This is a genomic window from Halobellus sp. MBLA0158, assembly GCF_041477585.1.
GTDB classification, from domain to species: Archaea; Halobacteriota; Halobacteria; order Halobacteriales; family Haloferacaceae; genus Haloquadratum; species Haloquadratum rubicundus.
Window position 1 is genome coordinate 1,393,444 of the sequence record NZ_JBGNYA010000001.1, and the last position, 21,837, is coordinate 1,415,280.

Here is a 21,837-nt window from a genome sequence, read left to right on the forward strand (position 1 = left end):
TAAAATTATTGAAAAAGATTGGGATAACCTAATTATCCTTGATGCTTGTAGGTATGATATGTTCGAAGAGTTGAATACGATATCCGGGGACCTTCAGGCAGTATATTCAATGGGATCGACCACCGGAGAATTTCTGACAAAGAATTTTTCTACCGGGACATATCCAGGAACAGTATATATCTCTGCGAATCCTCACATCCAAACTCATAATATCGGTCAAAGATTTCACGCATCCGTTCGGTTATGGGAGGAAGAGTGGGATGAAAAACTCCGTACAGTACCACCAAAGCGAGTAGTCCAACGAGCCAAAAATATCGAAAAAATCTATCCAAACAAACGTTTGATTATTCATTTCATCCAGCCTCACTACCCCTTCATAGGGAAGACAGGACAAAAGATACGCCATAGCTCAATGACTGGCAATGGAATAATCAAAAATGAACGTTCCTACTCCTCTATTTGGGACCGCTTGGAAAGTAATGAAATTAGTCAAGATCAGGTCAGAAAAGCATATCGAGAGAATCTCCAATTGACACTACCACACGTTCAAAACCTTTCAAAGAGTTTAAAGGGGAAAACAGTCGTAACTTCCGATCACGGGAATGCGTTAGGTGAATGGGGTATATATGGCCATCCCGGGAGTACATATATACCACCGCTGGTAAAAGTACCTTGGCTTGTTATCACAGACGCCGTAAGAAAAGAGATCGTTGAAGAGACTATGAGTGATGGTCATAAACAAACATCATCTAAAAAAACGGAGGAGAGATTGGAAGCATTAGGATATAAAAGATGATTTTAAAATATATAGTAATGGTGCTAGTCGTCGGTAAGGGTGTCAAAGCTAGAGGATCGCATTGTGAAACGCTGCGAAGGCTTTGACCCCCTCCCCGCTCGACTGATTTCCAGAAGCCAGTGGGAGAACCGGTCATAAAAGAGCCTGGTTCGGTATTTCAGCAGGCCGAACCAAGCCTCGACGAGAGACCGTTTTTCCACGTTTCTCGGCGTGACTCACAGAGCGAGGTTATCAAGCGGCCAGTTATACCAGGGACCGTGATCCACGAGAACAGCAGGATCGCCGCGACAGCGCTTCAACACCTGCTTTGATGAAGAGCGACGCTCGAGGTCAGATCGGCTGGCCGAGACCTCGATGTGGATGACTTCGGACATCTCCATATCGATCACTGCCCAGACGTAGACCCGGTCTCGTCGACGTTCAGCTTCGTTTCATCGATTGCGATCTTCGAGTGGAGATCGGCCTCGGGATCGAACAGGTGCGCTAGGTTGTAATCACTGGCGTACGACCTCGTACGACCGTCGATCACCCTCTCTTCCCGCCGGTACGAAAGCCAGCATAGTACAAGAACGCTGGATGAACACACTGCTCCATTGGCGTATCTCCACGCGAAAATTTCTTGTTCGCGTGTCGCTCTTGGGTAAGCGATTGTTGGTGAAGTCATAGAGCAGTTTCGAGGATGATTTTGAGTTCCTTTGTTTTGCCGCTGGATGACTGTAGTTTCAGACGCTCTCACTGGAGGATCCGTCAAGCTAACCGGGATTTGGGCGCCGTCTGGCGATATGGGATAGGTCAGACGGTAGCGGTGATGTGTCGAACCCCTTCCAAACAACACGTAGAAGATCCTGACGTACCCGCCGCCGGACGGTGCGGACGGGTACGCCAAGTGGACACAGATCGCGTTGTTTCTGTTCCGCGTTGAGTTGGAAAAGAGTCTCCGTGAAACGGAAGACTATCTCAATGAGATGCCCGGTATCCTCACCATATTTAATCTCGACGAGGCACCACATTACAGTTCGTTCTGCCGGCGGGAAGACGAGTATCGGATGTGTGAACTTCGCCGCCTGTTCCGCGCTTCGGCGGAGCAGGCGGTCTGGAGCGTTGAAGCCGCAATCGATGCAAGTGGCTTCCAGCGTGATCAGACCAGCTATCACTACCGTGACCGTGCGAATTACTCGCTCCAGTCGATGAAGTCAACAATCTTGATCGACGTGAGCTCCTAAGCGATCAAAGACGTTCATAACACGACGAAGAAAGTGTGGGACCGCCACATCGGGATGCAGGTCTTCCGCCGGAACGCGGAAGATTTCCAGGTGCTATCTGCTGACGCGAACTACTCGTGTAGCGATATCCGTGAAGAGTGTCGCTCCAACTCAACACGACCACTGATCAAACACAGGGAACAAAAACCGTTGCAGAAGCTCACAACGCTCGTATGAACGAGGACTACAACCAACGCTGGATGAGTGAAACCGGCTTCTCGCAGTTGAAAGAAGACGACGGCGAGAAACTCCGTACCCGGAGCTGGCACGGCCAGTTCCGGGAACTGACTCGGAAGTGCATCGTGCAAACCTAGCGCAGGCGACGAGCCCTAACTCGCCGCCTGCTCCCTTTCTACGGACGTATCCGAGAGAGGCATCGCCGTCGTCACCGAAACAACGAAGCAAGATACCATAGTTTTGACTCTTCGCCAACCGCCGTGATTGACGGCTACTATTTCTTCTGACTGCTAGATCGCGCCTCGGACAGCGTGAGACTACAAACAACCGCTCCTACCCTGTCGCTGTCTTGCGTTCAACAAGACATTTTGAGTGCTTCCTCGCCGGAATTCTAGCGGATACGTTAGCGACGCTGAAATGCTCTGAAGTAGGGTGTGAGCCTGTCTTTGGAGACGCCTTGATCGGCGAGAATCAACGTCGCGCCAGCGAATCTGCTGCAACAAGTTTGCGGCCCGACGCTCCGAGACGAACGTCTTGATTGGGAACATTATTCGTCGGGTGACGCGAATGCATCATCTATGCCCGCTGTGATGTCCAGTGACTGCTGAGATCTGATTAACAATCCTCTACCCAAGAATGTCGCGTGCTTTCTCAACCACGCAACGAGCATTGCTGAGTCACCAACATACTATTGCTCGGCCGCGCCCTTCACGCTAAACTGGTACAAAATGCGTTCAATTCCATAGTATTACATTGCGCGTCTCAGCGCATAAATGAACTACTTCGGTTATAGTAGATGTCGCTCCCAGCCGAGGCATAGATTTTATTCATCTGATCAACCGGTCGTGCCGGTCTACTGTCACAGGATCCCTGTCGAACGATCGGTTCTCGGCTGATATCCGTGCAGTTGTACATTCCGCTGATGACCTGCTGACTGCTGTAATGGTGGTACGCCTCTCCACCACGGTCCCCGCTATCAAGAAACTCCGAAGCCCGAATGTCGTAGATAGTGTCATAGTACATCGACCAGAAGTATTTCTTTTGGGCGAGATTTCCGTCTTCGATCACCTCCCCCTTATCGATCAGAATATTCGGATGGTATTCGTTCGTCACCGAGCCATACAGTCCGACGTTCAACACGAAGTACGCGAGGACGAACCCGAGCGCAGCGATTCGCCCCATCCGCCGAATATCGTCCCGGTCAACGTACCTTGCCACGAGTGTGAGTCCGTTCCGAATCGTCAGTACCAAAAACGGCGCGAAGAACAGCAACGCCGGCATCAAGGTCCGTGCGGTGTTGAGTTTGTCAACGCCGACGAACGTGCCCCCGAAGACGCCAAGAAACGCCGCACTATACAGCAGATACTCGACTCGCACGCGTAATTGATCACCCGAGCCATTATCCGCCGCCGCAAGGACTCCGCGCCTGAGTCGTTCTACGAACCGCCTCAGCCCGAGGGCGCCGATACTGATCCCTGCGAACGCCCCCAGTGCAATATTGAGCGACTTCAGCCACCGGATCGTATCTGAGGTGTACTGTGTAACCACATACTTAGTCGTGGTCGAATCCTGTGCTGAGACAACAGCACTCTGTCCGTAAAAATCCCGCCAAAGATCCGTAAAGAATCCATACGAGAACGACACGACCCGGGCGAACGCTCCCGCACGGTAGACGATGAACACGTACCACAGGAACACTATCAGCCCGAAAACCAGTACGACAAGGGTGGAAGTATGTGCATACCGATTCGTTTGTGTGGGGCCGAATAAGATCCAGTTGCCGACGAGCACCAATCCGACTGCAGCCAAGACAATGTAGGCTGTCCCGTAGTGGGAAACTACGAGTCCGCCTAAGAAACAGAAAGTGAGCAGGCGTCGTTTCGATCGCGTCAAATTCCGGTCTACGATGGTGACAGCGACGAGTGACAGGAACAATAGCGCGCCGTTCGTCCGGCTATTCCACGACAGAACGGTAAAGAACGAAAAAAACGACATCGGTAGTAGCGCCGCGATGAAGGCGTCGCGTCTGTCGACGACAGCCTGATAGGATTTGTAGAACGCAACGGGCGCGAACGAAAACAGGATCGGGCTGACCGTTTTGAACTCCCAGAGTAGACTGAGATCCGCAAGCACCGAATAGATCGGATGTAACAACACGATCCGCAGCATCGCGTTTTTCATCCATTTGCCGCCGATACTAGCATCCCAGACGCCGTTTTCGACGACGAGCGTCGCCAAGCGGAGTTCCTTCGGGGCGTCCCACGCCAACACGTGGGTCAACACCGAATTGTGCAACAGCAGCGATACCGCGATCACCCAGATCGCCAGCGGGAAGAACCGCTCGGGGAGATATCCCAGATACGCCGCGATAGCGATGAACCCAAGCCCCGTCAACACGATAAGAATCAGACTGTTATTCCCGAATCGGGTGACAAGCCGGGCTCCGAGGATGGCGGCGAACGGAACACACAGCAGGCCGAGCGGCCACGGGTGCCAGACTCCCTCAATAATGGACTCCAGTACCACCGTTCTGGAGTCATTCCGGGTCGTGTGTGCCCATAATAACACCCCAAGACCGGCCAGAATCATCACTAGGAGAATCCCCTCCCTGAACACCGGATCGATACCGACGGCAGGCAGGAACGTATTGAGCACCACGCCGTAGCCCATCAGCAGACAGAGACTCAACCCGAGCGAGTAGAGGAACGCGATCGTCGTCTCTCGGGGGTCAATCTGCAGGAGCCTGAGCGAGAGATAGCCAGGCACGAGCGACAACACCGGGACGACAATCACTGGTCGCAATAGGCCGACGTCAACAACGGTGATATCGACAAAAACAATCGATCCAAAGAGAGCGATGGCAACGCCAAGAAGGTGAGTCTCCTGGGTCCAGCGCTGACGTGCCGTCGCCCAACGAACCACGCTGCGTGAGATACTTGGCTCCATACGAACCTGTCACGCTCACACAAATTCTCTATCCTCTTAGGCCTACCTCTGGCAGCAACTCCTCAATTGGAAGAGACCGATAGCTTGTGAATGAGCTACACTCAGCGCTGCTTCAATTACCCTTCCAAATTCCAGCAAGCAAACCATTAACTCCAGGGCCTCCATTCCTCCGATCAGCCGTGCAAGACCGACGGCGCAACGTTGCCACGTGGATCCTCGCCGCGGTACTGGCCCTTTCGATCCTCAGCGTGGGCTATCTCGCCGCGAACCCAGCGTTGACCACCACCGGCCAGACGGAACTGTACTTTCCGGACGTCGGCAACACCACCACAACCACGGCCCAACCCGGAGCCACAGTCCCACTCATCGTCGGGATTGCCAACCACGAACACCACCCCATAACCTATCGGCTCGTCGCGACGAGCGGTGGCACCGAACTCGCCGCGCGCTCGATCCGCCTTGCAGACGGTGACAGGCGGAACGTCTCCATCCCCATCACGGTCCCGACCGACCCCGGACGGTACCGGATCGACGTCACCCTGTATTACGAGGCGGAACCCGACTCGGAGCTGACGATCTGGCGGTGGATTCGAGTCCAGGGCTAAGCCACCCCCTGTGGTTCGTCGTGGGATGCGCTACGATAACTCGGGGTGAGCCGATCGTCGATTCGGACGGCCCAGCCCCGAATTCAACCAGCTTAGGGATCGAATGGATCCACCTGAAACGGGGAAGCGAGAGCGATTCTTTCCCCAAAGCGATTGACCTGACCGTTCGGTTCCCTTCGAGCGGATGGTCGTCCTCAACGGCCACCCAGTGATCTGAGAAACGAAGCGACCTATCGACGATCCGGAGGCCAAAACGAGTCCTACTCGATTCACGAGCGTTCCCGCCCCAACTCACTGCACGAGAACCGAGTTGGAGTTCCGACGGATGCGACCGAGTGGATACCGCTGTCGAGCGATCATCAACTCCGATCTCAGCAGAGATACCCTAGAGCGGCTGTCAATCATAACGCACCGCGTGCAGATATGTTCCCTACCGCTCACACCTCCGGGCGGTCTCCCATCTGGGACCGATGTATGAGCCACACAATCCCAGCAACCACCCCCGTGACCAGTGTCGGCTCCGGTTGGGTACTCAGATAGAGCCCTGGGCTCGGTATTTTATACTGCAAGAGCGGCCACAGGAGCTGTTGGTTACTGCGACCCATCGGAGTCAGCAACATCATATCAGCAACCGAGTGGCTCACCGCCCCCACTGTGAGCATCACCCCACCCTTCCGTCGTTCGGACGCCGATAACAACACCACACCGATCAGGATGCTCACCACCAGTCCCCCGCCGGTATGCAAACTCCCCCACGCGAACGGAATCCCCAGGAGCTGTTCGACCGTCCGCCCCGGCAGGAGCAATCGCACTTTGACCAAGTCGGGGATGAACGCCCCGACCATCCCGAGGGTAAGATACGGACTTGAGATCCATTCAAACCGCCACGACAGCACCCGACAGACACTATACGCGATGAACGTATGGGCCAGGAGGTCAGGCATTGTCGCCTCCTTGGGGTGCCCTTAATCAGCGTCCAGACGCGACGAGCGGTAAGCGGCCGCTCACGACGCACAAAACACACCCGAGACCACTCGAGTGTCCAGTGCCGTACTAACCGACCCAAGACCCACAGGCCAGCCAGAAACGACACCACCCACGTATACCACAAGCCACTCCGAGGCACGACAAAGGCATTGTGACTGTCGATCGTCCGCAGTCCGGTCAAGATCCCATACACACGGACCTTGTCACCGATTGCGGGAGCAAGCGGGGTCCCCGTAATCGTAAGCGTATGCGTGCCCCGTCGCGTCCGGACCGCAATGACGATCGGTGAGCCCTGCTGGACGATTCCGCCGGTAACGACGCGCTCGCCACGGTATGTGTCCGGATGTTCGATAAACGCATCCGCACGCGGATAGACGCCAGCGTCCGGGTTCACTGGTTGCTGTGCGTACAGCGGAAACAACGCCGAATGGCCGATAAGAAGCAGCACAAGTACACATATACGCCCGCGTGCTGTCGTAATCATCCGCAGTAGTCCACGATAGCATTCTTAGAATAATTATACTTTACCGTACCAGAGGTGGGCCGTCCCGACGTGTGCGAGGGACGAATACGCGATACCAGCCAACCTGCGTTGGGTCACAACGGAACCGACCGGCGTACCCCCACGCAATCGCCCACGCCCGACTCCAATACTCGAACGACAGCAGACAACTCGACCAGCGACGCCGCACGGACACTCTCACCCTGAGACGACTACAGAGATGGCAGTGTTGTCCGAACAGCGTGAGATAGCCATCCCCCTTGGTCGCCGACGACCGCGCTCGAATCGCCGTCCACCATCGGGTTTGGCTGATTCCGGACGGCCCCAGGGCAAACCACCCTATCGTAGGGGCCCGAGACGGATTCGGCGCTGACCAGTTGGCGGTGGATGTCTGTCCAGAGCCACGACCCCAATCGATCAGATCGGTATCACTATCACGGCCCCGTGGGATCGGACTGATATGACTGAGTCCCAGACCACGAGCGCCGTCGAGGTTCCGACCGAGGTGCTCGAGCAGCTCGAGCACCGCGTGACCCAAACCGAATTCGAGGATACCTCGGCCTACGTCACGCATCTGCTCGAGGAAGTCCTCTTCCAACTCGAGCAATCCGCGGAATCAGAGGTCGAGTCCGTCGACGAACAGCAAGTCCAAGAACGGCTCAAATCGCTGGGCTACCTCAACGAGTAACACTATATGACAGCCGGATTGGTGTCGTCCCTCAACAAGGATCCTCAGTTACTAGCACTACTATGAAGATCGCGTTCCTGTATGATGCCGTCTACCCCTACGAGAAAGGTGGTGCCCAAAAACGCATCTGGGAACTCGCCCGCCGGCTCGCCGACGATCACGACGTCCACCTGTATGGGATGCATTACTGGGACGGGCCCGCCGTCATCGAACGGGAGGGTGTCACCCTCCACGGCGTGTGCGAACCCCGCGAGCTCTACGTCGACGGCCGCCGATCGATCCCACAAGCGATCGCCTTCGCCCTGCGTGTGCTCCCGCCACTCCTGCGAGAGGATTTCGACGTCGTCGACTGCCAGGAGTTTCCGTACTTTCCCTGCTTTTCCGGAAAGCTCCACGAACTCGTTCGTGGCAGTACCCTGGTTATCACCTGGTATGAGGTCTGGGACGACTACTGGTACGAGTACCTCGGTCGGAAGGGCCTTTTCGGCAAGGCGGTTGAACGCGCTACCCTCCGGCTCGCGGACACCATCGTCCCGATCTCCGAGTACATCGCCGCGGACCTCCGCGAGCTTGGCCGCACGGCGGGTCTCGAAGTCGTCGAGAACGGAGTCGATTTCGAGCGCCTCCAGGAGATCCCGGCAGCGGACGCCGACTGGGACGTCATCTACGTCGGCCGGCTGTCCGAACACAAGAACGTCGATCTCCTGCTTGAGGCGATCGCAACCGCGACAACGCAGCTGGATCGGGACCTCAGTTGTGGCATCATCGGCGACGGCCCGGAACGCGAACAACTCGAAGCCGACGCCGCCGACCTCGGCGTTGAGGACCAGGTGGAGTTTCTCGGATTTGTCGAGGCGGACGCAGACGTCATCGGCAACATCAAGGCCACCTCGGTGTTCGTCCTGCCGTCAATCAGAGAAGGCTTTCCGAACACGATCCTGGAAGCGAACGCGTGTGGCGTCCCGAGCATCGTCGTCGACCACGCGGAGAACGGCTCGACGGCCGTCGTCGAGGACGGCGTCACCGGCTTCATCACGGAGGTCTCCAGCGAGGCAATCGCCGACCGGATCGTCGACTGTCTCACCGACGACGACCTGCTCGCCGATCTGTCCGCGGGCGCGAAAGCATTCGGCCGCGACCACGACTGGAACGTGATTGTCGACGAATTGGAAGAAGTATATTCAAGTGTTGTCCAGCGAGAACGATAGCTATCGATGGAACACGACGATGTCCTCGTTACTGGTGGGGCGGGATTTATCGGCTCCCGATTCGTCGAGGAGTTAGCCCAAACCGACGCGAACGTCATAGCGGTCGACAACTGCTTTGCCGGCGAGCCGTCGCTAGTCCCCGAGGACGTGCGCTTCGAGCACATCGATATCCGGAGCGCAGAGTTCAGGGAATTGGTTCGGACGGTTGAACCGGACGCGATCGTCCATCTGGCGGCGATCCACTACATCCCGTACTGTAACGAACACCCCGAGGAAGCGTTCGCGGTGAACGTGATGGGGACGCGAAACCTCCTAGCTGCCGCGCGAGAACTCCCTGACCTCGAAACGATGGTCTTTGCCTCCTCGGCAGCCGTCTACCCGCCGAGAGAGGGCCCGAACAGCGAGACCTCCGAGACTGGCCCGACGGACATCTACGGACAGACGAAACTGATCGGCGAGGATCTGATGGAACTGTTCGCCGAACAGACCGCCACACCCACCGTCGCCGCGCGCCTGTTCAACGTCTATGGGCCGAACGAGACGAACGAGCACTTGATTCCCGCGGTGCTGAAACAGGTCCGCGACGGAAAACGCGAAATCGAACTCGGGAACCTCACACCGAAACGGGACTTCATCCACGTCTCGGATGTCGCGAATGCGCTCGTGACCCTTCTCAACGGAGCCGACGGAGGCTACAGCGCCTACAACGTCGGCACCGGAACGGAATATTCGGTCCGGGAGATCGTCGAGAAGACGAGCGAGGCGCTCGGTGAGGGGATCGAGATCACCCAAGCCGACGACCGCGTTCGTGAGAGCGATCGCCCACATCTCCAGGCCGATATCTCGCGGATCCGTGCGGACTTCGGCTGGGAACCGACGGTCGAATTCGTCGAGGGCCTCAAGGACTTGCTCCACCACGACGAAGAGGTGCTCGTGACGTGACTCAACGCAACATCGTTTTAGTCACTTACGACAGCCTCCGTGCCGATCACTGCGGGCACCTAGGCTACGATCGGGACACGACGCCACATCTCGATCGGATGGCCGCCGACGGAATGGCTTTCCCGAACGCGATCGCGCCGGCCTCCCGGACGAACCCATCGATGGCGGGAACCTTCACGGGCGAGCCGATGGTCGCCAGAGCTCGGGTCGCCGATCCCTCTCACTCCCGGCGACACTTGGCCCGACACGGCACGCTCGCAGAGGAACTATCCGCCCAAGGGTACACGACGGGGGCGTTCAATCCGAACGCGTATGCCTCCCGCCACTACGGGTTCGACCGCGGGTTCGATCACTTCGAAGACTTCCTCTTCTCAACAGAGTGGTACCAGGAGATCTTCCAGAATCACCTCTCGGAGTCGACCCTGTACACGCTCGTCCGGAACTTCAGGAACTATCTCCGCCGTGAGGAGGCGTTCAAAACGTGGGATCGCTACATCGATCAAATCGAGGAGTGGGTCACATCTCAGAGCGAACCCTTCTTCCTGTGGATCTTCTCGCTCGACACGCACTTCCCTCACCTCACGCCGCAAGAACACCGGAAATGGAGTTCCCTGTTCCAGCAGTACTACTACAACTGGCGCTGTAATCAGCTGATTGATGAAATGGAGCCTGACCTCTCCGAGAAAGAAATCCAGAAGATCATCGACATCTACGACGATTCGATCCGGTTTGGCGACGTACTGCTATACGAACTCCAAGAGCGGCTGGCCGAATACGACCCCGTCTTCATCGCGTTCGGCGATCATGGGGAAGCATTTGGCGAGCGCGACATCTACGGCCATTTCTATCCATCTCTGTACGAGGAGAACGTCCACGTTCCGCTGGTCGCCTCTGAGCCTCTCGAATGCGATGGCGACCCGTCTCGGCCTATCTCGCTCACGCAAATCCCGAAGATAGTCAAGCACTTCACCGACCAAGAGACGCGACCCCAGCTCGGCACGTGGACTGTTGCCACCGACTACGACGGGCGGAACGATCGAAATCTGATCGCCGTCCGTACCAAGAATACGAAACAGATCGCAAGCTGGAAAAACGGGGAACTGACGAGCACCGAGACGTACGCGCTGGATGGGCAAATAGAAGGCACTCCACTGTCTGAAGACAGCGAACTCCACGATACGTTGAGACCGATCGTTCAACGACGCTACAACCACGAAGCGGAAATTCTCTCGATTCGATCCAGCGTGACAGAATTCGTATAGTCCACAGCGTACAATTTTATCTCCGTTACTTTTGATCGTGTTTAGTTAAGGATGAAGAGTGAGGCGGGGTGATTTTGTGGTGCTCTATGCCAAAAATCGCCCGCCTCAGCGGATGCACGGACTGGATTGATTTGGATTTTGTGGAGCGCCAGCGGACACCCGAGCGTGCGATGAAACTCGGTATTTAACTGCAGTTAGCGGGTTGTCGCTCAGGAATACCGTCTCGATTCTCGAAGAGTGGAGTGTCGAGCGCTCGCCGAAGGCGATTCACGATTGGGTGCAGAAGGCCGAGTTACAGCCTACAGCGGGTCGAAACCCGAATCACGTTGCGCTCGACGAGACTGTGATTCGAATCGACGATCAGCAATTCTGGCTGTACGCCGCCGCTGATCCTGAGACAAACGATCTCCTGCATCTGCGACTGTTTGCAACGACGACGACCGCACTGACCGAAATCTTTCTGCGTGAACTGCGCCAGAAACACGACGTCGAATCCGCCGTGTTTCTGGTCGATGGCGCTCAACACCTCCAAACTGCGCTGGCCAGAACTTCACTCCGATTTCAAACCGAACAGAATGGAAATCGGAACGCCATCGAGCGAATCTTTCGAGAGCTCAAGCGTCGAACCTCCTCGTTCTCGAACTGTTTCAGCCACATTGAGCCGCAAACTGCCGAAAATTGGCTTCAAGCATTTGCCGCCTGGCTCAATGCTCCAAACTAAACACTACCGACAGGAGGTGCTGAACATATATACCCGACAACTGCGTATTCGTGTTCTGAATGCAATTCTGCGACGAGTGCGGTTCGCTGATGCACACGGACGGCGACGCGTGGGTGTGTCGTTCCTGTGAGTACGAGGCGCCGCGAGATTCGCAAGCGGAAGCGGCGATGGCGACCCAGGAGGGACAGCAGGACGACGGGGCACCCGCCGTGGCCGACGCGACGCAGGGCTCCACCGAGACGATGCAGGAGCCCTGCCCGGCGGACGATTGCGACAGCGACCGAGCCTACTACGAGATGATGCCGAAGCCGGGCGGCTCCTACGAAGTTCGGCTGTTCACCTGTGTCGAGTGCGGCCACAAGTGGCGCGACTCCTGACCGCACGTCCCAAACCGTCGCATAACTGTCCACAGACCGCGGCATCACCCCCTTAACTCTCAGGAGGGGTCAGTTCGGAGAGCCCTCATATCTGTCGGCACAATAACAATATACTGAAACAGATATTGCGTTACTATGAGCGGATCGAACCCTACGTCAGAACAGATCGTCAAGACCTACATCGATATCTGGAATACCTGGGACTATTCACGGATCCCCCGCGGTGGTTGCGGATTCGTTCGTCGTTCACGATCCAGCGATCGGTGAAACTGTCGGCGGCGGACCCGCAGGGGAGGCACACGGTCGGGACGGCCTGAAATCGTTTATGAAGCGCGTCGAAAACGGATTCCCCGACTTTCAAATCGCCGTCGAGGACCTACTCGCCGGTGAAACGATGGTAATGGACGAAGCAACGCTGACTGCCACTCACAAGGGCGAATTCAAAGGTGTGCCCCCAACAAACAATCGTATCGAACTCCAGCTAATGGCGAAATTCCGGGTTGAGGACGGTCAGGTCCAAGAACACCGTGTCTATATCGATCAGCAGGAATTTCTGCAGCAACTCGGTCTTACCTTCCCGGACGTCCTCGCACAACTCCCAACCTTGGCATATAGAAAAATTCGGACGGAGTGATGGTCGCTCAATAGAATCGACTACCACCGATTGGTTCGCAGAGTCGTTCTAGCAGTCAGTAGGAACTGCGAGCTAGGCGAGCAGTATCCGACAGTCGAACGCATCCTTGACGGCCGACTGACACCACCAGCCCACTCGTAGAGTGCGAGCGAGTCTAGCAATCGTATTCGAGACTCACGGAGTCACGACGAGTTTCCCGACGTAGCCGCCAGCGAGGATTTCCTGGTGAGCGCGGGCGGCGGTATCGAACGAATAGGTCTCGGCGACGACAGCCGTCAACGCGTCCTGCCGCAGCAGTCGAGCGAGACGGTCCAACACTGGACGCCGAACCGGGTGGTTGTCCATCTTCAACGGTCGGATGGACACTTCCTTGTTGTAGAAGGGCCGCCCGTTCGTCTCGGGGATGTGGCCCATCGTACTGATGATCTGCCCACCCTCTGCGACGACTTCGAGATCCAGGCTGAGGTACTCTTCGAGCCGATGGTCGAGGACCGTGTCGACGCCGGCACCGTCGGTCGCGGTGAGGATTTCGTCGGCGAGCGCGTCACTGTCGTAATCGAGCACGGTGGTCGCACCGAGATCCCTGAGTCGATCGCGCGCCGCGTCGGTGCCGGCGGTCGCAATCACCTCGGCGCCGCTGTGCGCGGCGATCTGCACTGCGAGGTGCCCGACGCCGCCGGACCCGCCGTGGATCAGGACCCGATCGCCCGCCTGGATCCCGGCGAGCTCTTCTAGAGCTGTCCACGCCGTCGCACCGACGTTCCCGATGGCTGCGCCGACCGTCCACGAAACATCACCGGGCAGGTGTGCGACTTTCTCGGCTGGGACGGCGGCGTACTCGGCGAACGTTCCGCCGTCGGCCCGGTCCATCCCGGAGAGGAAGACGCGGTCGCCCGGCTCGAACTCCTCGACGTCCGCTCCGACTTCCTCGACGAATCCCGCGCCGTCGCCGCCGGGAATCGTCGGGAGCGGCAGGTCGCCGTACTGGCCGGCGCGGAACAGCACGTCGACGCGGTTGACGCTGGCCGCCCGGATTTCGACGAGGATTTCGTCGCGGTCGGGCGTCGGCCGTTCCACGTCGTCGACCTGGAGCACGTCCGCGTCGCCGTGTTCGTGGTAGCGGACGGCTCTCATCGCTTGCCCACCTCGGGTTGGGAAGCCGCCGTGGCACTTGACTGGACGGTTCGCCGCCGCACGTCGGTCGTGACTGGGTCCGTCGTCATCACATCCGAATGATACAGGGCGATCGGCGTAGCGATTCTGTGGAGTATGCTCCAGGGGTTTATGTGGTCAGCCGTGAGGCGTGTCAAACGAGATACGTATGAAACACATCCGGATCACCGTCCGTCCGGACCTCGACCGAGCGCCGGAGTTTCTCCGGTACTTGCTGGAAGCGACCGCCGTCGACGAGGCACGCGCGATGGATTGGAACCGCGGGGAGTCGGCGCGCTCGACGCACCTGTACGCGATCGACGGCGACGGGGCGACGTTCGTCGAGTTGGCGCGCGAGACGCCCGGCGTCGAAGCGGTCGAACGCGCGGCTACCGATACGGGCGTGACGTACGCGCTCATCACGTTGCGGGACGCGGCGGTTCCGATCTTCGGCGGGTCTGCGACGGCGATCGATCGCGCTGGACTGGTGGTGCGACGCCCGCTCGTGTACCGCGAGGGTCGGATCCACGGACACATCGTCGGCGACCCGGCGACGTTACAATCGGCGATCGACGGCCTCCCGGCGGCGGTGACCGTCCAAATCGACGCCATTCGGGAATTTCCGAGCGCCGAGGTGGATCCGTCGACGACGCTGAGCGACCGCCAACGGGAGGCGCTACAGGTGGCCGTCGAGTTGGGATACTACGACACGCCGCGTGAAGCCACACACGCTGACGTCGCAGCGGAGTTAGGCTGTGCGCCGAACACGGCGAGCGAACACCTCCAGAAGGGCGAAGCGAAACTCGTCAGGGCCGGGCTTGCTTCGTTCACGTCGTCACTGTGAGCCTGTTGGTACCGTACCTAATCTCCGGGCTGAACCGGGCGGACTCGGATATCGAAAAAACTCTTTTAGTGACAACTTATACACATATGTATGGTAGATGATGATATGGGTCCAGAGACGGGGGCAAGCGGAAGCGGAGGTACTGGGGATCTACCACCAGGCCCGGACGGGCTGCCGATCCTCGGAAACACCCACCAGTACATCAAACAGCCGATAGGGTTCTTCGACGAACTGATCGAATACGGGGACGTCGTCCACTGTGAGTTCCCGCGTATCGATGCCGTCGCGGTCTTCCACCCCGACTACGTCGGGGACGTACTCCTGGGTCAGGGCACCTACGAGCGGTGGAACTTCGACGAACTCAAAGACCTCCTCGATTACGAGATCGCGCCGCGGGGCCTCACGTTCACCCGCGGCGACGAGTGGAAACGACAGCGGCACTTCCTCCAGCCGATGTTCGGACTGGACCGGCTGAAAGGGTTCAGTTCGGCGATGACTACCGCCACGGAACGGATGATCGCAGCGTGGGACGACGGCGAGGAACTCGTGCTCAACGAGGAATTTTCCTGGCTGACGCTGTCCATTCTGACGAACTCGCTGTTCGATTTCGACCTCGGAGAGCGTCGACAGGTGATCGCTGACGCCGCCGACGAACTGCAGGCGATGGCCGATATGAGCGGGCTGAGCGCCGTGGAACTGCTGCTGCCGTCGTGGATCCCGACGCATCGGAACCGTCGGTACAGCCGAGCGATGGACGCCTTCGATGCGACCGTCGAGACACTCATCGAGGAGCGGCGAGCGAACCCGGAGCGGTACGACGACTTCCTGACGATGATGCTCGAAAAAGAAGACGACCACGAGTACTCGATGAGCGACGAGGAGATCCACGATCACCTGATCACGTTCCTCATCGCCGGCCACGAGACGACCGCGATGGCGCTGACGTTCACGTGGCTGTTGCTCGCGCGCAACCCGGAGGCGCGCGAGCGCGTCGAGACCGAAGCCAAAACCGTACTGGACGGGCCGCCAACGGCTGCGCACCTCTCCGAGCTGACGGTCACAGAGCGCGTCGCCAAGGAAGCACTGCGACTGTACCCGCCGGCGGGGATGCTGTTCCGTGAGGCCGTCGAAGAGACGGAACTCGGCGGCTACCGGATCCCGGAGGGGACGAAAATCCTGCTCCCGCAGTTCACCGTACACACTGACGATCGGTGGTTCGACGCGCCCGAAGAGTTCCGACCCGCACGCTTTAGATCCGAACGCAGCGACGACCGCCCGGACTTCGCGTACTTCCCGTTCGGCGGCGGGCCCCACCAATGCATCGGGATGCACTTTGCGATGATGGAACTGAAACACATCATCCCGATCCTCGCCCGACGCGTCGATCTCGAATTGGTGAGTTCACCGACCCCGGACGTGAATATGGAACTGACGTTACAACCCGCCGAAGACGTCCGAATGCGCGTACACAAGCCTTGACGCCGTGACAGCAGACCGCGCCAAGCGGGTCTCACAGTGGTCGTAGAGATACACGGAGAAGCCAGCGGAGGTGATACTGCAGCGTCCCTTGGGCGTACGTTAGATCATCGAGCAACGCGCGAAAGTGAACGCCCGACGTGTCGGCTATCCGCTGGTAGATCGCCCGCCGTGAGGCCAGTTCGATCCGGATCTGACATACTCACTCCCGTGTCAACGCGACGAAAAACGCCAAGAGGCCACCGAGAATCAGGATCGCGCTCCCGTGTTCGAGCAATTCTAGAGTGGCGTACGGGAAATACGGAAGCAACGGATATTCGAGAAACACGATGAGCCCGTAGACGGCGAACATCCCGTAGCCGAGCGTGACGATTCCCATATTGTGGCCGTCACTCGGACGCGCGTTCCGGTGCCTGATGCGTCGCGTCGGCGAACCGGACGACCAGCTCTTCCGTTGTGACGGCGTACACGGTCATTTCCTTTCCCTTTTCGGAGTACCACGTTCCGACCGGCGTGACGAGATCGACGTCACGTAGCCGGTCTAAGTGGTACGTGACGTTCTGGATCGACTGCCCGATTGCGGTCGCAACGTCGGACGCCGTCCCCGGGTCTCGTTTGAGCGTGGTCAGGATTTCCTGTGCGGTATCCGATGACAGGACTTGGAGGACCTCGGGGGGATTCTCGCCGCCGACGACGACGTCGGTCTGTTTCTCGGGAGCGTGTTCGACTGACGGCTGGTGTGGGAGCGCACTGGACATTGACTTGGATGATCCGTTTTGTTTGTTCGGCTCATCCCGAACAAACGAATCAAACAATTTAATACTTATGGAGTCTTTGCCGTAGATATGACTCAAGAGGGGACTCATCACGCCGGCACACGAGGGAGTTCATATGAGTAACGGGGACCGTGACCTCGCAAGCGAACGCGTCATCGAATCGCTGGAACAATCGGCCGAGGTGTATGGGCTGAGCCGCTCGGCTGGACGCATCTACGGCGTCCTGTATTTTGCCACCGAGCCGCTCTCGATTCCAGAACTGGTCGAGCAGACCGGCTATGCCAAGTCCACTGTGAGTAACGTAACCCGGACGCTCACACGGATCGGGCTGATCCATCGGCGCTCCTCGGACGGCGGCGGGCGGCGAGTACAGTTCACGGCAGAACGCGAGATCTGGTTCATCCTCCAGGACGTCTTCCAGCAGTACATCCAACGCGAGATCCAGACGACCCTGCGAACGATCCGGCGAGCGGAAAACCAACTCTCGGACTCAGATACCAGCGACGCCGAACGGATCCGTGACCTCCGAACGACCTACGAAGATTTCGAGGAGATCGTCGAGCTCGCATCGAACCTCTCCGCCGCCGAACTCCGTGAGGCGCTCGAAACGTACGAGGAGTAAGTCCGGTTCGCTCACCAATAGACGGTGTAGGTACAGCGGTCCTCCCCGTTCCGCCGACAGGTAGAGCCCGTCTCTTCGATGAACACGAACGAATCCATCGACGCGTACTGTTCCGCGACGCCTCTGATCAGACCTCGATCGAACGGACACGGGTACGGGTTGTAACACGTGACTGTCCCGGCCCGGTCGTCGGTCTGCTCGAATCGGTACCACCCGATCTCGCCGCCGCGGTGGTTCCGTTGATACGCCTCGTCGATCGACCGTAGCCCTTCCGGGACCGTGTCGAACTCGTTGGGCCACTCGGCGGCGTCCGGAATCTGTTCGCCGAGACGGTCCAACACGTGCGGTTGCAGTTCCTCGGCGATGGCTTCGAACGCGTTCAACCACGCCTGTTGCGGATACCACTCGTCGGGTGCGGGGTCGGTAATCCCCTCTTCAGCCAGCGCCTGCAACGCTTGCTCCCGATACGCGTCTGAGAACTTCCCCATCCCCTGTTCGACGATCGTCAGGACGGTTTCGCCGTTGATCTCGACGGTCGGGTCGAACGCTTCATACGAGGCCATCACGCCAAAACTTCCGATCAACAGACATAAATCCCGCAGGTATGCGGTTCATCGCCGTCGAGAAACAAGACGAACACTCGAAACGGGTCGATACGTTGATCGGGTCATCTATCCGGTGCCGTCTTCGAGATCGCTGATCGTCCCCTCATCGATCGTGATCCGCATCGAATCGCCCGGTTCGATTTCGGTGCAGGGGAGCGTGTCTTCGGGCGTGATGAGAACTGATGGAGTACACGTCGGAGACACGAACGCCACGAGGTCTTCTGTACACGTGGCAACGGTAGCGGGATATGTGCCATCAGAGATGTCGTGATGACCCACGTCGTAATCGGCGCCCCCCAGAGACAAAGTAAATCGCCTGTTAAACTGCTCGGACGAGGACTTGGAACTGAACTGCAGCGGAGCGAGACCGATCTGGTGGTCGCCGGGCAAGAGCCTTTTCCGACTGGTACCCGACCGTCGGATATGGACCTCGATCTCGGACTGGAGGGCAACGTAGCGCTGGTCACCGGAAGCGCCACGGGCCTCGGCCACGCCTGTGCGGAAGCGTTCTCGCGTCAGGGCGCGGACGTCGCCCTCGCCGCGCCGAACCTAGACGACCTCGCGTACGCCGGCGACAGGCTCGACGCGCTCGGTGAGGGGGACATCTTCGGTCTCGAACTCGACGTCCGCGACCCCGACCACCTGGCGGTCCTCGTCGAAGAGACCGTCGACCAGTACGGTGGCATCGACCATCTCGTCACGGGGCCCCGACCGCTCGAACCGGGGCGGTTCCTCGACGTCTCCGACGAGGACTGGTTCCGGGGGTTCGATCGGCTGTTTATGAGCGTCGTCTGGGCCATCCGCGAGTCCGCCCCGCACCTCGAAGCCTCCGATGCGGGCACGGTCGTCACCGTCGCCAACCCCGCCATTCCGGCGCTCGCGGACGAGCTGTCGGTGGCGACCGCCTACGGGCGAGCGGTCCAGGGGCTCACCGAGAGCCAGGCGACGGCGTTCGCGCCGGATGTCCGCGTGAACGCGGTCGCTCCGGGGCCGCACGAGACCGCGGACCTGGAGGGGCTCCTCGCTCGACGCGTCGACGCCGGCGAGTTCGAGGACCTCGCGTCGGCCTGGGAGGCCGTGCTCGCGGACTGTCCCTACGAGTCGCCGGGGGATCCGCTCGACCTGGGGGCGGTGGTCACGTTCCTGTCCAGCCGGCACGCGAGCTTCGTCAACGGCGCGACCGTCCCGGTCGACGGCGGATCCGGGATCTGAGAGGCCCAGCCGAAGCCCGGCTCGGGGGATCGCTGACGACGCCGCGCAGCGACCGAGCCTCCCGGCGCCGGAAGGCGGAGTCGGTCACGAGAGGTGATCGAGGAGCGCGTCGGTCACCGCTGCCCGCTCGTGATGCACCCAGTGGGACGCCTCCGGGAACGTCCGCAGCCGGCCGGTCTCGCAGTAGTCGAGGCTCCGTTCGGCCATCGAAGGCACGAGGCCGATGTCGTCTTCACCCCAGCAGATGAGCGTCGGCTGTGTCACGGTGTCGCGCGCCGGGCGCTCGGACCGCCGGAAGCCGCGGTACCAGTGTATCCGCGGTTCGACGCCGGTGTGTCGCCACGCCGCCTGATACCGAGCGATCGTCTCGTCGTCGAAGGTACCGGGATTCGAGGAGAGCTCCAGCGTCGCGACCATATTGTCCATCTCGTTTCGGCGCAGCATCCACTCGGGGAGCTTCGGGAGCTGATAGAACCAGACGTACCAGCTCCGAACGATCTGTCGGAGGCTGGACCGAAGCGTCTCCCGATACACCGTCGGGTGGGGGACGTTGCAGATCCCGAGTCGGTCGACGACTGCGGGCTCGCGGAGGGCGACGTTCCAGGCGACGAACGCGCCGAAGTCGTGTCCGACCACGTGGGCCGACTCGCGCCCCTCTGTGTGGATCAGTCCGCAGACGTCGGCGACGAGGTTCGACTGCCGGTAGGCGTCGATCCCCTCGGGCGCCTCGCTCAGATTACAGCCCCGCTGGTCCGGGACGACGACGCGGTAGCCGGCGTCGGCGAGCGCGACGATCTGCTCGCGCCAGCCGTACCAGAAGTCCGGATGCCCGTGCAGCAGGACGACGAGGGGCGCGTCCGGCTCGCCCGCCGTCACCACGTGCAGTCGGACGCCGTTCACCTCGCGGTAGCCGGATTCGACGTCGCGGTCGGCGAGCAGCGATGCGTCAGTCTTCGCGGGCGGTGTCGTAGCTGACATCTGTGTTCGTGTGGGAACGGTTCGAAGTCCGTGCTCGGATCGGCCGTCGCTCTGACAACTGAGAGTACGCGACGGGACCGGATAGGCCGGCTGCCGTAGGTGTGTGGTGATTTTTATATCGGCACGCGAGCGTGCTCGTCGTCGAGAGACTCATCATCTGAATCCGGCCGCGGCGGAAGGCTTACCTCGCCGGCGGGCGCCCCTGACGGTATGCAGTCGCTGCCGGAGACCCCGGAGCTGACGCCGCCGACGGACCTGTCCGGCCACCTCTGGGTGCAGGAGCTCCCGACGGGGGGACGGCTCCGGTTTCAGGTGACGGCGGCCGGCGGACTCGCGTTCGCTACGCCGGACGAGACGAGCACGACCGTCACGGCGCTTTCGGCCCCGTATCGGCGCGCGGCGTGGCGACTCCGGGAGGCCCTCGACCGCGACGCGGTCCGGTCTGCGGTCGACGATCCGGAGACCATCACGTTCGTCGGGCGAGCCACGTGGAACGAGGGTATCGACTACCCGTGGCGCGACGTCCCGGCGTTCCTCGGCAGCGACGTCTGGAGCGACCGGACGGATCGGTTCCTGCCGCCGGATACGGCGACGGCGGCGTTCGAACGGCTCGGCGTGCCGACTCTGCCCGCCGTCGCGAAGGAACAGCCCGTGTCCCACACCGACCTCTCTCAGTATACCGACCCCGACGGATTCCCGTCGTCGGCGTGGCGCGACGGCCGCGCCGCCGGCGTCCTCCTCCGCGACAAGACCGGGACGCGCGCCCAGGCGTGGCGCCCCGTCGCGACGGCCACCGGATCGGACCGCGACGACCCCTCCGTTGCGGACGTCGTGACGCGATACGCGACCGAAGAGCGCATCGCCGAGACGGTCGCGCGCCTGGACGCTACCGAGTACGCTCCGTCGGTCGAGGCCGTACGCGACCGCGTCGTCGCCGACATCGCCCGGGAACGCTACCCCGAACTGTACCGGGACGGCGACCCCGTCGTGTCGATGCGAGCGCTCGACTCCGCGATCGCGGAGTCGGTCCAGCGGTACCTCGCCGATCGCCCGTGAGCGGAGTCG

22 protein-coding genes and 3 pseudogenes are annotated in these 21,837 nt (G+C 59.7%); 15 read left to right on the forward strand and 10 right to left on the reverse strand.

What is annotated here, in order from left to right:
* Positions 1 to 58: 58 nt before the first annotated feature.
* Entirely contained in the window at positions 59 to 796 is a 738-nt protein-coding gene (locus OS889_RS07275; protein ID WP_372388583.1) for an alkaline phosphatase family protein, read from the forward strand.
* 808 nt (positions 797 to 1,604) lie between these two features.
* A pseudogene (locus tag OS889_RS07280) lies at positions 1,605 to 2,386 on the forward strand (IS5 family transposase); the annotation flags it as partial.
* Positions 2,387 to 2,997: 611 nt separating this feature from the next.
* Here OS889_RS07280 and OS889_RS07285 read toward each other — a convergent pair.
* Positions 2,998 to 5,181, reverse strand: coding sequence for a hypothetical protein (locus OS889_RS07285; protein ID WP_372388584.1), 2,184 nt, complete (start codon positions 5,179 to 5,181; stop codon positions 2,998 to 3,000).
* A gap of 179 nt (positions 5,182 to 5,360) precedes the next feature.
* On the opposite strand from OS889_RS07285, the gene OS889_RS07290 reads away from it, so the two are divergent.
* A complete protein-coding gene (locus tag OS889_RS07290; RefSeq protein WP_372388585.1) occupies positions 5,361 to 5,786 on the forward strand; it encodes a DUF1616 domain-containing protein in 426 nt (141 codons plus the stop codon).
* A gap of 437 nt (positions 5,787 to 6,223) precedes the next feature.
* On the opposite strand, the gene OS889_RS07295 is transcribed toward OS889_RS07290, so the two are convergent.
* Together OS889_RS07295 and OS889_RS16815 are read right to left on the reverse strand one after the other, a co-directional pair.
* Entirely contained in the window at positions 6,224 to 6,730 is a 507-nt protein-coding gene (locus OS889_RS07295; protein ID WP_372388586.1) for a metal-dependent hydrolase, read from the reverse strand.
* 41 nt (positions 6,731 to 6,771) lie between these two features.
* A pseudogene (locus OS889_RS16815) lies at positions 6,772 to 7,257 on the reverse strand (OB-like fold-containing membrane protein); the annotation flags it as partial.
* Positions 7,258 to 7,735: 478 nt separating this feature from the next.
* On the opposite strand from OS889_RS16815, the gene OS889_RS07300 reads away from it, so the two are divergent.
* From OS889_RS07300 to OS889_RS07330, 7 genes and pseudogenes are all read left to right on the forward strand, one after another.
* Positions 7,736 to 7,963 (forward strand): hypothetical protein, encoded by a 228-nt coding sequence (locus OS889_RS07300; protein WP_372388588.1) that lies wholly within the window; start codon positions 7,736 to 7,738, stop codon positions 7,961 to 7,963.
* A 62-nt stretch (positions 7,964 to 8,025) separates the two neighbouring features.
* A complete protein-coding gene (locus tag OS889_RS07305; protein ID WP_372388590.1) occupies positions 8,026 to 9,171 on the forward strand; it encodes a glycosyltransferase family 4 protein in 1,146 nt (381 codons plus the stop codon).
* A gap of 6 nt (positions 9,172 to 9,177) precedes the next feature.
* The gene (locus OS889_RS07310; RefSeq protein ID WP_372388592.1) at positions 9,178 to 10,113 is read left to right on the forward strand and encodes an NAD-dependent epimerase/dehydratase family protein; all 936 of its coding nucleotides are present in this window, start codon (positions 9,178 to 9,180) and stop codon (positions 10,111 to 10,113) included.
* Positions 10,110 to 11,375 (forward strand): sulfatase-like hydrolase/transferase, encoded by a 1,266-nt coding sequence (locus tag OS889_RS07315; protein WP_372388593.1) that lies wholly within the window; start codon positions 10,110 to 10,112, stop codon positions 11,373 to 11,375. Before OS889_RS07310 ends, OS889_RS07315 begins: the two co-directional genes overlap by 4 nt.
* Positions 11,376 to 11,461: 86 nt before the next feature.
* Positions 11,462 to 12,096: pseudogene (locus OS889_RS07320) on the forward strand (IS6 family transposase).
* A gap of 59 nt (positions 12,097 to 12,155) precedes the next feature.
* On the forward strand, positions 12,156 to 12,473 hold the full coding sequence (locus OS889_RS07325; protein ID WP_372388595.1) for an RPA12/RPB9/RPC11 RNA polymerase family protein: 318 nt from the start codon (positions 12,156 to 12,158) through the stop codon (positions 12,471 to 12,473).
* A 223-nt stretch (positions 12,474 to 12,696) separates the two neighbouring features.
* Positions 12,697 to 13,107 carry an ester cyclase gene (locus tag OS889_RS07330; RefSeq protein ID WP_372388597.1) on the forward strand — a complete coding sequence of 137 codons (411 nt, stop codon included), beginning with the start codon at positions 12,697 to 12,699 and terminating at the stop codon, positions 13,105 to 13,107.
* Positions 13,108 to 13,281: 174 nt separating this feature from the next.
* Here OS889_RS07330 and OS889_RS07335 read toward each other — a convergent pair whose 3' ends face one another.
* On the reverse strand, positions 13,282 to 14,241 hold the full coding sequence (locus OS889_RS07335) for a quinone oxidoreductase family protein (protein ID WP_372388599.1): 960 nt from the start codon (positions 14,239 to 14,241) through the stop codon (positions 13,282 to 13,284).
* Positions 14,242 to 14,428: 187 nt separating this feature from the next.
* Between OS889_RS07335 and OS889_RS07340 the strand changes: the two genes are divergently transcribed.
* Entirely contained in the window at positions 14,429 to 15,103 is a 675-nt protein-coding gene (locus OS889_RS07340; protein ID WP_372388601.1) for a helix-turn-helix domain-containing protein, read from the forward strand.
* Positions 15,104 to 15,193: 90 nt separating this feature from the next.
* A complete protein-coding gene (locus tag OS889_RS07345; RefSeq protein ID WP_372388603.1) occupies positions 15,194 to 16,582 on the forward strand; it encodes a cytochrome P450 in 1,389 nt (462 codons plus the stop codon).
* A 31-nt stretch (positions 16,583 to 16,613) separates the two neighbouring features.
* On the opposite strand, the gene OS889_RS16800 is transcribed toward OS889_RS07345, so the two are convergent.
* The 3 genes from OS889_RS16800 to OS889_RS07355 form a co-directional block, all read right to left on the reverse strand.
* Complete coding sequence (locus OS889_RS16800) at positions 16,614 to 16,697, reverse strand: hypothetical protein (protein WP_443673230.1); 84 nt, start codon at positions 16,695 to 16,697, stop codon at positions 16,614 to 16,616.
* An 84-nt stretch (positions 16,698 to 16,781) separates the two neighbouring features.
* Positions 16,782 to 16,958 carry a hypothetical protein gene (locus OS889_RS07350; protein ID WP_372388605.1) on the reverse strand — a complete coding sequence of 59 codons (177 nt, stop codon included), beginning with the start codon at positions 16,956 to 16,958 and terminating at the stop codon, positions 16,782 to 16,784.
* A gap of 10 nt (positions 16,959 to 16,968) precedes the next feature.
* Positions 16,969 to 17,337 (reverse strand): ArsR/SmtB family transcription factor, encoded by a 369-nt coding sequence (locus OS889_RS07355; protein WP_372388607.1) that lies wholly within the window; start codon positions 17,335 to 17,337, stop codon positions 16,969 to 16,971.
* Between the two features lie 133 nt (positions 17,338 to 17,470).
* On the opposite strand from OS889_RS07355, the gene OS889_RS07360 reads away from it, so the two are divergent.
* Positions 17,471 to 17,977: a GbsR/MarR family transcriptional regulator gene (locus tag OS889_RS07360; protein ID WP_372388609.1), complete on the forward strand. Its 507-nt coding sequence runs from the start codon at positions 17,471 to 17,473 to the stop codon at positions 17,975 to 17,977.
* A gap of 11 nt (positions 17,978 to 17,988) precedes the next feature.
* Here OS889_RS07360 and OS889_RS07365 read toward each other — a convergent pair whose 3' ends face one another.
* The gene (locus OS889_RS07365; protein WP_372388610.1) at positions 17,989 to 18,540 is read right to left on the reverse strand and encodes a hypothetical protein; all 552 of its coding nucleotides are present in this window, start codon (positions 18,538 to 18,540) and stop codon (positions 17,989 to 17,991) included.
* Positions 18,541 to 18,648: 108 nt separating this feature from the next.
* Positions 18,649 to 18,786, reverse strand: coding sequence for a hypothetical protein (locus OS889_RS07370; RefSeq protein ID WP_372388612.1), 138 nt, complete (start codon positions 18,784 to 18,786; stop codon positions 18,649 to 18,651).
* A 219-nt stretch (positions 18,787 to 19,005) separates the two neighbouring features.
* Between OS889_RS07370 and OS889_RS07375 the strand changes: the two genes are divergently transcribed.
* A complete protein-coding gene (locus OS889_RS07375; protein WP_372388613.1) occupies positions 19,006 to 19,794 on the forward strand; it encodes an SDR family NAD(P)-dependent oxidoreductase in 789 nt (262 codons plus the stop codon).
* A gap of 84 nt (positions 19,795 to 19,878) precedes the next feature.
* Here the strand turns inward: OS889_RS07375 and OS889_RS07380 are convergent, their stop codons facing one another.
* Positions 19,879 to 20,772, reverse strand: a complete 894-nt coding sequence (locus OS889_RS07380) for an alpha/beta fold hydrolase (protein ID WP_372388615.1) — start codon at positions 20,770 to 20,772, stop codon at positions 19,879 to 19,881.
* Positions 20,773 to 20,982: 210 nt separating this feature from the next.
* On the opposite strand from OS889_RS07380, the gene OS889_RS07385 reads away from it, so the two are divergent.
* The gene (locus OS889_RS07385; RefSeq protein WP_372388616.1) at positions 20,983 to 21,828 is read left to right on the forward strand and encodes a hypothetical protein; all 846 of its coding nucleotides are present in this window, start codon (positions 20,983 to 20,985) and stop codon (positions 21,826 to 21,828) included.
* Positions 21,829 to 21,837: the final 9 nt, after the last annotated feature.

Bases quoted from the DNA above. Each gene is read 5' to 3' on its own strand.
- OS889_RS07275 (WP_372388583.1), top strand. From the start codon at position 59: ATGTTCGAAGAGTTGAATACGATATCCGGGGACCTTCAGGCAGTATAT.
- OS889_RS07285 (WP_372388584.1), bottom strand. From the start codon at position 5,181: ATGGAGCCAAGTATCTCACGCAGCGTGGTTCGTTGGGCGACGGCACGT.
- OS889_RS07295 (WP_372388586.1), bottom strand. From the start codon at position 6,730: ATGCCTGACCTCCTGGCCCATACGTTCATCGCGTATAGTGTCTGTCGG.
- OS889_RS07300 (WP_372388588.1), top strand. From the start codon at position 7,736: ATGACTGAGTCCCAGACCACGAGCGCCGTCGAGGTTCCGACCGAGGTG.
- OS889_RS07305 (WP_372388590.1), top strand. From the start codon at position 8,026: ATGAAGATCGCGTTCCTGTATGATGCCGTCTACCCCTACGAGAAAGGT.
- OS889_RS07310 (WP_372388592.1), top strand. From the start codon at position 9,178: ATGGAACACGACGATGTCCTCGTTACTGGTGGGGCGGGATTTATCGGC.
- OS889_RS07325 (WP_372388595.1), top strand. From the start codon at position 12,156: ATGCAATTCTGCGACGAGTGCGGTTCGCTGATGCACACGGACGGCGAC.
- OS889_RS07335 (WP_372388599.1), bottom strand. From the start codon at position 14,241: ATGAGAGCCGTCCGCTACCACGAACACGGCGACGCGGACGTGCTCCAG.
- OS889_RS07340 (WP_372388601.1), top strand. From the start codon at position 14,429: ATGAAACACATCCGGATCACCGTCCGTCCGGACCTCGACCGAGCGCCG.
- OS889_RS07345 (WP_372388603.1), top strand. From the start codon at position 15,194: ATGGTAGATGATGATATGGGTCCAGAGACGGGGGCAAGCGGAAGCGGA.
- OS889_RS07350 (WP_372388605.1), bottom strand. From the start codon at position 16,958: ATGGGAATCGTCACGCTCGGCTACGGGATGTTCGCCGTCTACGGGCTC.
- OS889_RS07355 (WP_372388607.1), bottom strand. From the start codon at position 17,337: ATGTCCAGTGCGCTCCCACACCAGCCGTCAGTCGAACACGCTCCCGAG.
- OS889_RS07360 (WP_372388609.1), top strand. From the start codon at position 17,471: ATGAGTAACGGGGACCGTGACCTCGCAAGCGAACGCGTCATCGAATCG.
- OS889_RS07365 (WP_372388610.1), bottom strand. From the start codon at position 18,540: ATGGCCTCGTATGAAGCGTTCGACCCGACCGTCGAGATCAACGGCGAA.
- OS889_RS07375 (WP_372388613.1), top strand. From the start codon at position 19,006: ATGGACCTCGATCTCGGACTGGAGGGCAACGTAGCGCTGGTCACCGGA.
- OS889_RS07380 (WP_372388615.1), bottom strand. From the start codon at position 20,772: ATGTCAGCTACGACACCGCCCGCGAAGACTGACGCATCGCTGCTCGCC.
- OS889_RS07385 (WP_372388616.1), top strand. From the start codon at position 20,983: ATGCAGTCGCTGCCGGAGACCCCGGAGCTGACGCCGCCGACGGACCTG.